This window comes from Streptomyces sp. STAM6, assembly GCF_054963715.1.
Genome location: NZ_JBUEFZ010000054.1, coordinates 13,839 through 27,421, shown reverse-complemented (window position 1 = coordinate 27,421; position 13,583 = coordinate 13,839). Strand labels below are relative to the sequence as shown.

The 13,583-nt window shown below is 70.6% G+C and carries 11 protein-coding genes; 8 read left to right on the top strand and 3 right to left on the bottom strand.

Annotated elements, in window-relative coordinates; all coding sequences use genetic code 11:
- Positions 1–1,026 (top strand): phosphotransferase family protein (locus ACY34K_RS32360; RefSeq protein ID WP_462753557.1); only part of this gene is annotated, 1,026 nt, incomplete at its 5' end.
- Positions 1,027–1,188: 162 nt separating this feature from the next.
- Here ACY34K_RS32360 and ACY34K_RS32355 read toward each other — a convergent pair.
- Together ACY34K_RS32355 and ACY34K_RS32350 are read right to left on the bottom strand one after the other, a co-directional pair.
- Positions 1,189–1,854, bottom strand: coding sequence for a TetR/AcrR family transcriptional regulator (locus ACY34K_RS32355; RefSeq protein ID WP_462753555.1), 666 nt, complete (start codon positions 1,852–1,854; stop codon positions 1,189–1,191).
- Complete coding sequence (locus tag ACY34K_RS32350) at positions 1,851–3,146, bottom strand: PucR family transcriptional regulator (protein ID WP_462753553.1); 1,296 nt, start codon at positions 3,144–3,146, stop codon at positions 1,851–1,853. Before ACY34K_RS32350 ends, ACY34K_RS32355 begins: the two co-directional genes overlap by 4 nt.
- A gap of 188 nt (positions 3,147–3,334) precedes the next feature.
- Here ACY34K_RS32350 and ACY34K_RS32345 point away from each other — a divergent pair, with 188 nt between their 5' ends.
- The 6 genes from ACY34K_RS32345 to ACY34K_RS32320 all read left to right on the top strand — a co-directional run bounded on the left by ACY34K_RS32345 (position 3,335) and on the right by ACY34K_RS32320 (position 11,584).
- Positions 3,335–4,093, top strand: coding sequence for an ABC transporter ATP-binding protein (locus tag ACY34K_RS32345; RefSeq protein WP_462753551.1), 759 nt, complete (start codon positions 3,335–3,337; stop codon positions 4,091–4,093).
- A complete protein-coding gene (locus ACY34K_RS32340; protein WP_462753549.1) occupies positions 4,090–4,935 on the top strand; it encodes an ABC transporter ATP-binding protein in 846 nt (281 codons plus the stop codon). The genes ACY34K_RS32345 and ACY34K_RS32340 overlap by 4 nt, the downstream gene beginning before the upstream one ends.
- Positions 4,932–5,822, top strand: coding sequence for a branched-chain amino acid ABC transporter permease (locus ACY34K_RS32335; protein ID WP_462753547.1), 891 nt, complete (start codon positions 4,932–4,934; stop codon positions 5,820–5,822). Before ACY34K_RS32340 ends, ACY34K_RS32335 begins: the two co-directional genes overlap by 4 nt.
- Positions 5,819–7,057 (top strand): branched-chain amino acid ABC transporter permease, encoded by a 1,239-nt coding sequence (locus tag ACY34K_RS32330; protein WP_462753545.1) that lies wholly within the window; start codon positions 5,819–5,821, stop codon positions 7,055–7,057. Before ACY34K_RS32335 ends, ACY34K_RS32330 begins: the two co-directional genes overlap by 4 nt.
- Positions 7,058–7,062: 5 nt before the next feature.
- Complete coding sequence (locus ACY34K_RS32325; RefSeq protein WP_462753544.1) at positions 7,063–8,340, top strand: ABC transporter substrate-binding protein; 1,278 nt, start codon at positions 7,063–7,065, stop codon at positions 8,338–8,340.
- Between the two features lie 823 nt (positions 8,341–9,163).
- Positions 9,164–11,584 (top strand): SpoIIE family protein phosphatase, encoded by a 2,421-nt coding sequence (locus ACY34K_RS32320; RefSeq protein ID WP_462753542.1) that lies wholly within the window; start codon positions 9,164–9,166, stop codon positions 11,582–11,584.
- A gap of 105 nt (positions 11,585–11,689) precedes the next feature.
- Here ACY34K_RS32320 and ACY34K_RS32315 read toward each other — a convergent pair whose 3' ends face one another.
- Positions 11,690–12,067: a hypothetical protein gene (locus ACY34K_RS32315; RefSeq protein WP_462753540.1), complete on the bottom strand. Its 378-nt coding sequence runs from the start codon at positions 12,065–12,067 to the stop codon at positions 11,690–11,692.
- A gap of 231 nt (positions 12,068–12,298) precedes the next feature.
- Here ACY34K_RS32315 and ACY34K_RS32310 point away from each other — a divergent pair, with 231 nt between their 5' ends.
- The gene (locus ACY34K_RS32310; RefSeq protein ID WP_462753538.1) at positions 12,299–13,411 is read left to right on the top strand and encodes a catalase family protein; all 1,113 of its coding nucleotides are present in this window, start codon (positions 12,299–12,301) and stop codon (positions 13,409–13,411) included.
- Positions 13,412–13,583 lie beyond the last annotated feature (172 nt).

Genomic DNA, 13,583 nt, shown 5'->3' with positions numbered 1-13,583 from the left:
GCGGAAATCGCCGGAATCGACGTCGGGGCGGTGAGCCGCTGGTTCGCGGCCCTCGGCGTCGACTACGCCGGGCCCTTGGCCTTCGATCGGATCGGGCTGGGCCAGTCGAATCTGACATATCTCGTACAGGACCAGAAGGGCCGCAGATGGGTGTTGCGGCGCCCACCGCTGGGCCGCCTGCTGGTCTCGGCGCACGACGTGGCACGCGAGGCGCGGATTCTGACCGCTTTGGAGAGCACCGCCGTCCCGACCCCGCGCGTGCTCGGGCTCACCGAGGATCCCGCCGTGACCGACGTCCCACTGCTGCTCATGGAGTTCGTGGACGGCGAGGTCGTGGACAAGATGTCGGTCGCGCGGTCGTTGACGCCCGAACGCCGCCGGGCGATCGGGATGTCGTTGCCGCGGACGCTGGCGAAGATCCACGCGGTCGATCTCGAGGCGACCGGGCTGACCGGTCTGGCCGGCCACAAGCCGTACGCGCAGCGTCAGCTCAAACGGTGGTCGGCCCAGTGGGAGAGATCCAGGACCCGCGAGCTGCCCGCTCTGGACGACCTCACCCGGCGACTCGTCGCGGCTGTGCCGGAGCAGCGCGAACTGACCCTCGTACACGGCGACTTCCATCTGCGCAACGTCATCTCCTCCCACGGCAGCGGGGAGGTGACCGCGGTGCTCGACTGGGAGCTGTCGACGCTGGGGGACCCCTTGGCGGACATGGGCAGCCTGCTGGCCTACTGGCCGGCCGAGGGCGAGAACACCTCGGGCGACTTCGTCGCGACGGCTCTCGACGGCTTCCCGTCCCGTGCAGAACTCGTTGCGGCCTACTCGGCGGGGTCGGGACGAGACCTGACGGCACTGGGCTACTGGCACGCGATGGGACTGTGGAAGATCGCGATCATCGGGGAGGGCGTCATGCGCCGCGCGATGGACGAACCGCGGAACAAGGCCGCGTCTGGGACACCGACCGCAGAGCGCATCGACGCACTGGTGACGAAGGCCCACGAAGTCGCGGACACGGCAGGTGTCTGAACGGATCGCCTACCCGCAGGGCTTCGCCCTTGCCCCTGGCCCGTTCCCGACCCATGTGGGCGACCCGCCGGTGCGCTGCGGTCGCCGACGAGGGCCGGGGACGGAATCCCTGCGGGGGCACTCCCGTGAGACCCCTCACCGAGCCGCCCCCCCCCGGGCGGCTCAGCCGGGTGCGGCCGAAAGGTGCGTGAGAATGCCGCACACCTCGTCGACGATCTCCCGGGCCTCTCCCTCGTCCACGCAGTCGCCCAGTTCGCGTGCGGCCCCGCCGATGACGGTGGTCAGCACCCGCACCCGCACCCGGCCGGCGCGGCGCTTCTCGTCGACTTCGAGGAGCCGTGCGTTGCGCCGCACCCAGGCGCGGTCCCACTGGCGGCGCAGGGCGTCGAAGCCCGTGGGTCCGTCATCCTCCGCGAGAAGTCTGCCGAACCGCCGGTTGTCCCAGGCGCCCTCCAGATAGGCCCTGGCTCCCGCCACGAAAAGGGCGAGGGGGTCGTCCACGCCGCGGCCACGCTCGACGGACAGCGTGGCCGCGGTCCGGCGCTCCTGTTCCTCCCGGAACTCCTCCCAAAGAGCGAGGTAAAGCCCTCGTTTCCCCCCGTAGTGCTGGAAGAGGCTGCCCACCGGGATGCCGGAGCGCGCCGCGATCTCGGTGAGACCGGCGTCGGCGTAACCGCGCTCGGTGAACACCTCCAGCGCGGCGTCGAGAAGCGCGTTCCTGACCGTCCGGTTCTGCCCGGTGGGAGCCTCCGGCAGACCCGTGCCCGGGCGCTGGTCCGGCAACTGACGTGCCGCCTCGGCCCCGGCGGGCTCCACGATGCCGCTCACTGGCGAATCTCACCTTCCCCGGCGCCGTCGCGGATGGCGAGGGCGACCAGCAGTTCCAGGAGGTCGGCGATCCGGCGCGGATTGCGCCCGGTGCGTTCCTCGATCCGGCGCAATCGGTAGTGGGCCGTGTTGTGGTGCACCCGCAGCCGGTCGGCGGCCAGCCGCAGGTTGAGATCGGCCTCCGCGAAGGCCCGTATCGTAGCCGCCAGCGTGTCGCCACGCCTGCGGTCGTCCTCCAGCAGCGCACGCACGCGGGGATCGACCAGCTGACGCGCGAGGTCGTCCGCGCGGAGCGCCAGGTAGTCGAAGGGGGACAGGCGCGGCAGCGCCGCCACCCCGCCCCCGCTCGGCACGAGGTCGAGGGCGGCCCGTGCCTCCTCGTAAGCGCGCGGCAGCTCACCAGCGCCTTTGGCGACGGTACTGATGCCCATGGAGAGCATGGTCCCCTCGCGCGCGAGCCTTCGCTGCACCGCCTCGAAGTAGCTACAGATGTCCTCCGCGTCCATGCCGGTGCGGACCACGGGCACGGCCACCACCTCGCCGTGGCGTACCACGACCAGGGTGCGGCCGGCCCAGGGCCCCGCGATGCCGATGGACGCGCTGGTCGCGTAGCCGTGCTCGGCCGAGGTGAGGTCTCCGGTGCGGGTGTCGCCCACGCACACCGCCACGACCGCCATCATCGGCGAGCGCGGTCCGATGCCGTACGCCTGCGCCGCCGCGAGCAGTGGACCCCGCGTCGGTGCCGTACCGGCCAGAAGCTGGTCCAGGAGATCCCGGCGCTCCCGGTCCGCGTCGGCCACCACGTGCTGTTCGAACTCGACATAGGCCTGCGCGGCATGGGTGCTGGCGTAGTCGACGTACCGCATCAGCGGTGTGACGAGGGACAGCGCGGCCTGCTGTGCCTCGGAGGACGTGCCCGCGCAGTCCAGCAGCGCGTCCCACAGCACCTGCCGACCGACCCGGAAGGCACTGATCCAGTCCTCGAGGGCGAACCCCGCGCGTGCTCTGCGCATGGCCGCCGCCCGGCTGAAGACCAGGTCTTCGGGGGCGATGTCCCGGTCGCCGGCCAGCGCGGCCAGCTGCATCCGGTAGTGCGTGAGGACCTGGTCCCGTACGTCGTCGAAGAACCGCTCGTCCTGCAGCGCGTAGGACGGGATCTCCGTGCGCATGACCGCGACGGCGGTCTTCGACACGTCCTCGAGCCGGTCCTGGACCGCGTGCAGGATCCGGCGCCGCTCCCGTCTGAGGGGCTCGGTCAGGGCGGGGGCGCCGAGGTCGGGTCCGCGAGGCATGAGGCCGATCGTCGCCGCACTCCTCGTGTCCCGTCAACAGGCTCGGCGGGCGACAGGTCGGGGGAGCTGGGCGCGGCGCACAAGTCGGTGGTCGCGAAGTTGGGTGCTCGCACCCAATGTGCGTGCGGAAGGCTCCCACCTACTGTGACGCTCGCCCACCCCCCAGCACCTCGGAAGGGGCGTCACACATGCTCGCGGTCGACGGTATCAGCGTGCGCTTCGGCGGGATCACGGCACTGGACGGTGTCGCGTTCACCGTCGAGCCGGGCACCGCCGTGGGGCTCATCGGCCCGAACGGCGCCGGCAAGACCACCTTGTTCAACTGCCTCACCCGGCGTTGCACCCCTGATGCGGGGACGGTGCGGTTCGAGGACGAGGACCTGCTCGCCCTCCCGCCGCACTCCGTGGCCGGGCGCGGCATCGCCCGCACCTTCCAGAACCTTGGTCTGTTCCCACGGCTCACGGTCCGGGAGAACGTCATGGTCGGCGCCCACAGCCGGGGGCGCACGAGACACCTCGCCGCGGCGCTCCGGCTGCCCCGCGTCCGGCGGGAGGAGCGGGAACTACGTGATCAGGCGGACGACCTGCTCCGGGATCTCGGCCTGGCGGACGTCGCCGACCACCCCGCCTCCGGGCTGCCGTTCGGAACTCTCAAACGGGTCGAACTCGCCCGGGCACTCGCCGTACGGCCCCGCCTGCTGCTGCTCGACGAACCCGTCAACGGACTCAGCCACGGCGAGGTCGACCAATTCGCGGATCTGGTCCGGTCGGTCCGCCAGGAGTTCGACCTCACACTCGTGGTGGTCGAACACCACATGGGGTTCGTGATGGGCCTGTGCGACAAGGTGGTCTGCCTCGAATTCGGACGCAAGATCGCCGAGGGCCCGCCGGAGGAGATCCAGCGCGATCCCGCGGTCATCGAGGCGTACCTGGGGGTGGCGGCATGACGGAACCCGCCACCGAGAGCACCGAGAGCACCAAGAGCACCAAGAGGACCGACACCGAGGCCGCGCAGGCGACCGCGGAGCCGGACTTCCTGCAGGTCGCCGACCTGCACGCCGGATACGGCCAGGCCCGCGTGCTCCAGGGACTCGACTTCTCCGTCGCCCGCGGCGAGGTGTGCGCGATCCTCGGCCCGAACGGCGCCGGCAAGACGACAACGCTCAGAGCCCTGTGCGGCATGGTCCGCGGACGAGGCTCGGTGACCCTGAACGGTACGGAGCTGCTGAGCCGCTCGCCCGAGCAGACCGCCCGGCTCGGCGTCGCACACGTCCCCGAGGGCCGGGGCACCTTCAACGACCTGACCGTCGAGGAGAACCTGCGCATCGGCGCCCACCTGCGCACCGGCCGGTGGCGGCGCGACGGCCGCCCCGAGCGCGCGGCCGTCGCGGCCGACCTGGAGCGCATCTATAGCTACTTCCCCAAGCTCCGCCAGCGGTCCCGCCAGGCCGCCGGCAGCCTCAGCGGCGGCGAACAGCAGATGCTCGCCATCGGCAGGGCGCTGATGCTGCGGCCTTCGCTGCTGCTCCTGGACGAGCCGTCCCTGGGCCTCGCGCCGCTGGTCACGCGCGAGCTGTTCGAGATCGTCCGTGCCGTCAACGAGGAGGAACGCACCACCGTGGTCGTCGTCGAGCAGAACGCCCAACTCGCGCTGGATGTCGCGCACCGGGCCCACGTACTGGAGGCCGGCCGCCTGGTGCTGTCCGGACCGTCCCAGGAGATCCGCGAGGACGGGCAGGTCGCCGAGGTGTACCTCGGTGTCTCCGTCCGCTCCGGAAAGGGCGGATGAGCGCCGTGACCGAACTGTTCCAGCAAGTGGTGGAAGGCGTCGGCTCCGGCGCGGTCTACGCCAGCCTGGCGCTGGCCCTGGTACTGATCCACCGGTTCACCGGGATCGTCAACTTCGCGCAGGGTGAGCTCGCCATGATCTCCACCTATGTGGCATGGCAGCTCGTGGCATCAGGGATGTCGTTCTGGCTGGCGCTGCCGGTGACCCTGGCGGTGTCCTTCGCCGGCGGCATGCTGGTCGAACGGATCGTCATCCGCCCGGTGCAGCACGCGCCCGAGCTCACGGTGGTGATCGTCACGGTGGGCCTGTTCATCTTCGTCAACGCGATGGCCGGCCTGATCTGGTCGTTCACCGTGAAGGACTTTCCGCAGCCCTTCCCCGACGGCGGGATCGACCTGGGCGGGGTGCACGTGGACTGGTCGAGCCTCGGGATCATCGCGATCGTGGCCGTCGTGATGGGCCTGCTGTACGGGCTGTTCCAGCACACCTCCGTCGGCCTGGTGATGCGGGCGGTCGCCGGCAACCCCGCCTCCGCCCGGCTGTCGGGCATCCGGGTCGGCCGTGTGCTGATGCTCGGCTGGGGGCTGGCCGCGACGGTCGGAGCGGTGTCGGGCGTGCTCGTCGCCCCGGTGCTGTTCCTGGAGCCCAACATGATGGGCGGAGTGCTGATCTACGCCTTCGCCGCGGCCACCCTCGGTGGCTTCGACAGCCCGGTCGGAGCGGTCGTCGGCGGCCTGTGCGTGGGTGTCGCCGAGACGCTGGCCGGGGCGTACGTGGACGTGATCGGTGCTGATCTGAAGGTGGGAGTACCCCTGGTGATCATCCTGGCGGTGTTGCTGGTACGGCCCCAGGGCCTGTTCGGACGGGCGGCGGTGGAGCGCGCATGAGCACCATCACCGCGACACGCGGCACCGACCGCGCCCGCCACCTGCGAGCCACGCTCACCGCGCTGCTCGTAGCGGGCCTCGCCCTCGGCGCACCGTTCTACTTCGCCCCCTTCCAGGTCTTCCAGTTGACCATGGTGCTGCTGTACGCCGTGGCACTGGCCGGACTGAACCTGCTGGTCGGATTCGGTGGGCAGATCTCCCTCGGGCACGGCGCGTTCTTCGCGGCAGGGGCCTACACGGCGGCGGTCATGCTCGACCGCTACGAGACCGGCCACCTGGCCACCCTGCCGGTCGCGGCCGTCGGGTGTTTCCTGCTCGGCCTCGGTTTCGGTGTGCCCGCCCTGCGCCTGCGCGGGCTGTACCTGGCCCTGGTCACGCTCGCGTTCGCGGTGTTCCTGCCACCGCTGCTCAAGCGGCTCGAACCCGTGACGGGCGGCTCCATGGGACTGACCGTGGACAAGCTGCAAGCGCCCGGCTGGAGCGGACTGGCCGAGGACCAGTGGACGTACTTCGTTGTCCTTGCCGTCACCGCGGTGGCTCTGCTGCTCGCCCGCAACCTGCTGCGGTCCCGGGTCGGCCGGGCCCTGCTCGCCATGCGGGACAACGAGAGCGCCGCTGAGGTCATGGGAGTGCGGTTGTCCCTCCACAAGACCCTCGCCTTCGCGTGGAGCGCGCTGTTCGCGGGTGTCTCCGGGTGCGTCTACACCTGGGTGATCGGCTTCGTCTCACCCGACTCGTTCAGTTTCGTCCTGTCCATCACGCTGCTGGCCGGCCTGGTGGTCGGAGGGCTCGCCTCGCTGTACGGACCGCTGCTGGGAGCGGCCTTCGTGATGTACGTGCCCAGCGTGGCCCAGGACATCAGCGAGGCGGCGCCGGGTGTGGTGTTCGGCCTGCTGATCATCGCGGTGATGTTCGTGGCACCGACGGGACTGGCCGGCCTGGCGGGCCGTCTCCGAGGCGTCGCCGCCAGTCGTCTCACCCGCGCCACCAAGCCCGCCGCCGATCAGGGGATGCCTGAGTCCAGGTCCTCCGCGCTCCCGGTCGACGACGGGACGCCTGAGTCCGGGTCCTCCGAGCTCGCGGCTGATGAGGGGATGCCTGAGTCCGGGTCCTCCGCGCCCGCCGCCGACGACCTGACGCCCCACTCCGAACCCTCCGCGCCCCCCGCCCCGGCGGATCCCGCACCTGTCGATGCCGAACCCGTGGGCGCACCGCCCCGCACGGAAAAGGAATGAACCACATGCGCAAGACGACCACTCTGCGGGCGGCCGCGGCCGCGTCCGCCGCCCTGCTCCTCGCCACAGCCTGCAACAGCCAGCGTGGGCAGGAAGACAAGGACGCCGCCGCCGACGGAGCGTGCCGGGGCCAGCAGACCACCGGAATCACCGACAAGACCATCAAGCTCGGCGGCATCTACCCGCTGTCGGGACCGGCCTCCGCCTACGGCACGATCAGCAAGGGTGTGAGCGCCTACTTCAAGCACGTCAACGAAAAGGGCGGCATCGACGGCCGCACGGTGGACTTCACCGTGCGCGACGACGGCTACCAGCCGCCCAAGGCGGTCGAAGAGGCCCGCAGACTCGTCGAGCAGGAGAAGGTCTTCGCCGTCTTCCAGACCCTGGGCACCCCGTCCACGGCCGCCGTGTGGGACTACCTCAACAAGCGCAAGGTGCCGCAGCCCTTCGTCGCCACCGGCGCGTCCGTCTGGGGCACGGACGGCGACCACCCGTGGACCTCCGGCTGGCAGCCCAACTACATCGCCGAGGCAAGGGTGTACGCCAAGTACCTCAAGGAGGAGAAGCCCAAGGCCAAGGTCGCCGTCCTCTACCAGAACGACGACTTCGGCAAGGATCTGCTCGGCGGGTTCAAGGCGGCCATCGCCGACGGCGGTATCAAGGTGGTCGCCGAGGAGAGCTACGAGGTCACCGACCCGTCCGTCTCGGCACAGATGACGAGCCTCGCCCGGTCCAAGGCGGATGTGCTGCTCGACATCACCACGCCGAAGTTCGGCAGCCAGGCTCTCGCCGCCGATGCCAAGAACACCAAGTGGAATCCGCTGCACATCGTGAACAACGTGTCCTCGTCCGCCACCGTGCTCAAGCCCGTCGGGTTCAAGAATGTCCAAGGCGTGGTCTCGGCGACCTACTTCAAGGACCCCGCCGATCCGCAGTGGGCCGCCGACGCGGAGATGAAGACGTACCGGGACGCGCTGCGCAAGCACGCGCCCGACTCCGACCCGGCGAACCAGCTCAACGCCTACGGCTGGGCCGCCGCCTCCAGCCTGCACAAGGCACTGGACGGGATGAAGTGTCCGACGAGGGAGGGGCTGCGGGACGCGGTGCGCAACCTCAAGGACGTCGAGGTGGGCATGCTGCTGCCCGGTGTCACGCTCTCGACCGGGTCCGATGACGCCTTCCCGATCGAGACGATGCAGCTGATGCGGTTCAAGGGCGAGCGGTGGCAGCTGTTCGGCAAGCCGGTGGACACCCGCAAGGAGTTCGGCCCGCTGGCGAAGTGAGCCGGCGGGGGCGGTCCCGGTCGATGCCCTGATCACTCGGGACCGCCCCCGCCCGTCACCGGAGGGCTCAGGAGTTCTTGACGGCTTCGGTCGCCTCCCAAGCGGTGCCGCGGCGACCGAGCGGTATGCGAGCGAGGTGGAACGCGAGGCCTGCTGGGCCGGGCCGGGCCGGGCCGAGCCCGCTGGGCCGAGGCCTCGCGGCCGGCGGCATGGCGAGCAGGTCCGGGACGAACAGGCCGGCGGGGCCACGGGGCACCCTCCTCGGAGACACAGCAGGTGAGAGAACGTACAAGCTGCTCAGGAATCGCCGTAGGCGGGCGACTGTTGCGGCGCCGTCGCGGGACGCGGGGGCACCCGGACCGGGGAAGGCCCCTCCGTGGCGTCGGACGGCCACCCGTGGCGCCGCCCGTAGCCCGCGGGCCCGAGCCGGGATCGTCCGCGACCGGCTGCGCCGATTCGGGAGCCGTGCGGCACCGGCCTCGACGCACGGGACGCGCCGGGGGAGCTCAGCCGGGTCTCGGAGGCACGCGGGGCGGGGACACGTCCGCCGGGCCCGGCAGCCCTGCGCCGGGCGAGGTCCCGCAGCGGTTCGCCCTGAGGGCGCCGCCGTGCCGGACGTACATCTCTCGCGCCCGCCACGCCACGCGGCGCGCGAGGCTGCGGCCTCCGCGTGATTTCCATAGGCTTGCATGGTCAGCAGGTCGCGCGCATTCGGCTGCCGAGCCACCGCAACGAACGCCGTCATGCCGGTCACCGGCCACGGTCGGGGACCGCGGCAGGACCTCGGCGACCGAGTACACGACGGTGTCCATTGGGGAAGCCGATGACGGAGCTCAGCGCAAGCCACGACGATCCGTTCGCCCCACACCTCGCCGCCTCGGCGGTGCTCGACGACCAGGGAGTGGTGGTCGGATGGAACCGGCGGGCTCAGGAACTGCTCGGCCACCCGGACACAGCCGTGATCGGTCGTCCGGCGTTCGAACTCCTTGTCGATCCTCGTGATCTGCCGGCTGCCACTGAGGCCGCCGCGAGCTGCCGCAGGGCCGGCAGCTGGGTGGGAGTCCTCAGATTGCGCCACCGTGACGGACAGCTCGTGGAGCTGGGGCTCAGGGCTCATGAGCTGTCCCGCGACGGCCAGGTCCGTGAGTGGGTCCTGGCGGGGGCACTCGCGGGTGACGTCCTCGAATCGCAAAGGGACCGCGCGGTTCTCGCCGGATTGTACCGCCAGTGCCCGATCGGCTTGGTCGTCCACGGTCCCGACCTGCGGATTCTCCGCGTCAACCGCGCCATCGAACGGTTCAGCGGCGTCCCGGCGGCAGACTTCCGGGGGCTGCCCAGCGGGCGGATGCTCCTCGCCGACGACGCGCGCAAGGCTGTGGACCGGGTGCACCGGGTGATGGAAACCGGAAGACCCCTGGTCTACTCCGAGCAGTTCGTTCGCCTGGAGCAGGATCCGGGACGCGAGCGGGTCGCGTTGGTGTCGTCCTTCCGGATGGAAGACCCCGCGGGCCGCATCCTGGGTGTGGCCGAGATGATCGAGGACATCACCGAACGCCATCGGGCCCAGCGTCGGCTCGCACTTCTCGACCAGGTCGGCAGCCGTATCGGTACCACTCTCGACGTGGCCGAGACCGCGCGGGAACTCGCCGAGGTCATGGTGCCCGACCTCGCCGACCATGCGTCCGTGGACCTGCTTCAGCCGGTCACGCACGGCGAGGAACCGACACGCGCCATTGCGGGGCCCGTGGTCCGACTGGGGAACTGCAGCGTCGGTGCCCAGCAACCCGGCCCGCCCCACCCCTACGGCGAGCCCGTTGAGTTCGGGCCCGACACGCCGCAGGCCGGATGCCTGGCCGAGGGACGGCCCGTCCTGGAGCCGGTTGTCCCGCCCGACTGGTACTCGGCGGAAGATCGACAGGATGCCCACGCTCCGGATCCCGGTGCGCACTCACTGATAGTGGTACCTCTTGCCGCACGTGGCCTGGTGCTCGGAGTGATGACCCTGTGGCGCTCGCGCCGCCCCGATGCCTTCGAGGCGGACGATCTCACCCTCGCTCAGGAACTCGCCTCGCGCGCCGCCGTCGCGATCGACAACGCCCGGCGTTTCACCCAGCAGCAGCAGACCGCTTTCGCCTTGCAGAGCAGCCTGCTGCCCCGGGCGGTTCCGGACCAGTCGGCCGTCGAGGTGGCCCTACGGTACTTGCCGGCCAGCGCCGGTCCGGGTCTGGGCGGCGACTGGTTCGACGTCATCCCCCTGTCCGGGGCCCGGGTGGCGCTGGTGGTCGGCGACGTGGTGGGTCGCGGCATCCATGCCGCCGCGACCATGGGCCGGCTGCGCACCGCCGTCCACACGCTCGCCAGCCTCGACCTGGAACCGGACGAGGTCCTCTCCCGTCTTGACGACCTGGTCACCCTGCTGGCGGCCGAACAGGAAGCAGCCGGCGAACGCTCCGTGGGGGAGCAGGTCGTCGGCGCCACCTGCCTGTACGCCGTGTACGACCCGGTCTCCGGCCGCTGCTCCGTGGCCCGCGCCGGTCATCCGCCGCTCGTGGTGACCGCTCCGGACGGTCAGGTGGCTCTGCTCGATCTGCCCGCGTGCCCACCGCTCGGCCTGGGCGGTCTGCCGTTCGAGGCCCGGGACATCGAATTGGCCGAGGGAAGCCTGCTGTGTCTGTACAGCAATGGAATCATCGGCGAACGCCACATCGATGCCGACGTCGCCCTGACGAAGCTGTGCGGGGCGCTCACCCGCCCTGCGGCGGCACTGGAACGCACATGCCAAGAGGTGGTCGACGCCCTGGTTCCCTCGCGCCCCAGCGACGACGTCGTGTTGCTGATCGCCCGCACGCGCATGCTGCCGTCGGACGCCGTCGCCTCCTGGCAGCTGCCGCCGGGGCCTGCCAGCGCCGCCCGTGCCAGGGCGTTGACCACGGCCAAGCTGACCGAGTGGGGACTGGAGCACCTGGCGTTCACCACCGAGTTGATCGCCAGCGAACTGGTCACCAACGTCCACCGTTACGCCGGCGGTCCTGCGACCCTGCGGTTGATCCGTGAGCGGTGTCTGATGTGCGAGGTCAGCGACACCAGCCACACCTCACCCCACCTGCGTCACGCCCGTACGACCGACGAGGGCGGGCGGGGCCTGTTCCTGGTGGCCCAGATGACCGAACGCTGGGGTACTCGCTACACCCGGGAGGGCAAGACGGTGTGGACCGAACAATCGCTGACCGGCACGCCTGTCTGACCGTCTTCGCGGTCGGCACGGAGGCCGCCCGGAGCCGGCCCGCCCATGCCGCCGCGGTCGGCTGCGGCGAGCGCGGTGCCTCGCTCTTCGTACAGACACCGGTGCTCACGGCCGCCGGCGGCACGGCGCCTGGTCGGAGCGGCTGCCCGGCCGTCCTGCGAGGTGGCCGACCGGAATGGGGACCAGTCCGGTGGTCTGCATGGGGAACAGGTCGAAGCCGCCATTCGGGAAGACGGCGGACGGCGTGCCCGAAACGGCCGTGAAGAAGACCATGAGCGGCAGGCCGCCGGCCGCGCCGCAGCAGAGGATGGCGAGCCGGCCGGTGCGCGTGAACCTACGCAGGAACAGGGAGTGCGTCAGCGCGGTGCCACCGCCGACGCCCCTGTGCCGACGGCCAACGGTCGGCAGGACGGCCGCCGCCCTCGGCGACGCCGCCGTTGCGGCGCCGGAGTCCGGGGGGCCGTGCCGCTGAAGGACGGCCATGACGACCCCTTCGTCACAACGGGCCAGGTCCTGGCCTCCACCCGCCGCGGGCGCCCATGAGACTGCGGGTGCCCTGAACGGTGGGCCTCGCGTGCATCGCCCCCGCGAGTGCGGGGCCTCTCACGTGGTTGCCGTCGTCGGCGTGTGGTTCATCACAGCAGGTTATGTTGTGCACAATTTAATTGCTGGCTAACGTCTAAGATCAACGGCACCATCACAGGAGGCAGCACCATGGATCCCGTCCGCTACGAGGATTACCGCCCCGTTGAACGGCCCACCTATCAGCAGGAGTTGGACGCCGTCGTCGCCCAGGTGGCACAGCGCACCGGCGCCTCGGTCGAGCGAGAGGCCGTCGGTCGCGCCGTCCGCACCGCCCACGGAAAGACCTATGGCCTCCTCAGGGCCACGATCACCGTCGGTGACAACCCCGGCTTCCACGGGCAGGGCATCTTCGCCCGGCCCGCCGAGTACGACGCCGTCGTCCGCTACTCCAACGGTCTGGGCCATCAGCGTCCCGACCACCAGCTGGGCGCGGCATGCGGGATGGGCATCAAGATGTTCGGGGTTCCCGGCCCCACACTGCTGGCCGACGAACCGGACACCGGTACCTTCGACCTCAACCTGATCAACAACGAAGTCTTCTTCGCGAACACCGCCTACGACTACATGGTCATCGAGGAGTTGTTCGCGGAACTGCCCGAGGGCCTGGCAAACCCCGCCCGCCGCAAGACCTGGATGGCCGAGTTCCTGACCCGCCGGGGTGCGCTCACCGACCCCGACGGCTGGCTGTGGGACGAACTGTTCGCCATGCTCTCGTTCACTACCGTGCCGCGCAGGAACCTGCTGTCGTACACCTACAACAGCATGGGTGCCTTCCGGTACGGCGATCACATCGCCAAGATCCGCACGGTGCCGACGGCCGAATCCCTGGCCGCCCTCGCGCACCAGATCGTGGACGTGCACGCGGACAACGAGGCGTTCCGCCGCACCCTGGTGGCCGAGGCGGCGGAGCGCGAGCACTCCTTCGAACTCCAGGTGCAGCTCAACACCGATCTGGCGCGCATGCCGGTGGACAACACCTCCGTGAAGTGGCCCGAAGAGTTGTCCCCTTGGGTGACCGTCGCCCGTGTGGACCTCCCGCGTCAGGACATCGGCGGAGACGACAACGTGGCGGCCGCCGACGCCACGTCGATCACACCGTGGCGCTCACGGGAGGAGCACCGGCCCATCGGCGAGATCCAGCGGGTGCGGCAGGAGGTGTACCGGCGCTCGTCCATCGAGCGGCACCGCATCAATGGACAGCAGCGGAGCGAACCGGCCGGCAGCGCGCAACTGCTCGGCTGAGCCGGCCGAGCCGCGTCCCTTGGCTGCGGAATCCTCGACGCCGGTGCGGGCGGCGGTGGGCAGTGATTACTCGGTCCAGAAAAGGCTGCCTGCGCCCTGCCGCTGCGGGCACCGCCACGAGCGGGGGAGGCGCTGTCGGGGACCTCGCAGGTGAGGTCCCCGGCAGCGTGGG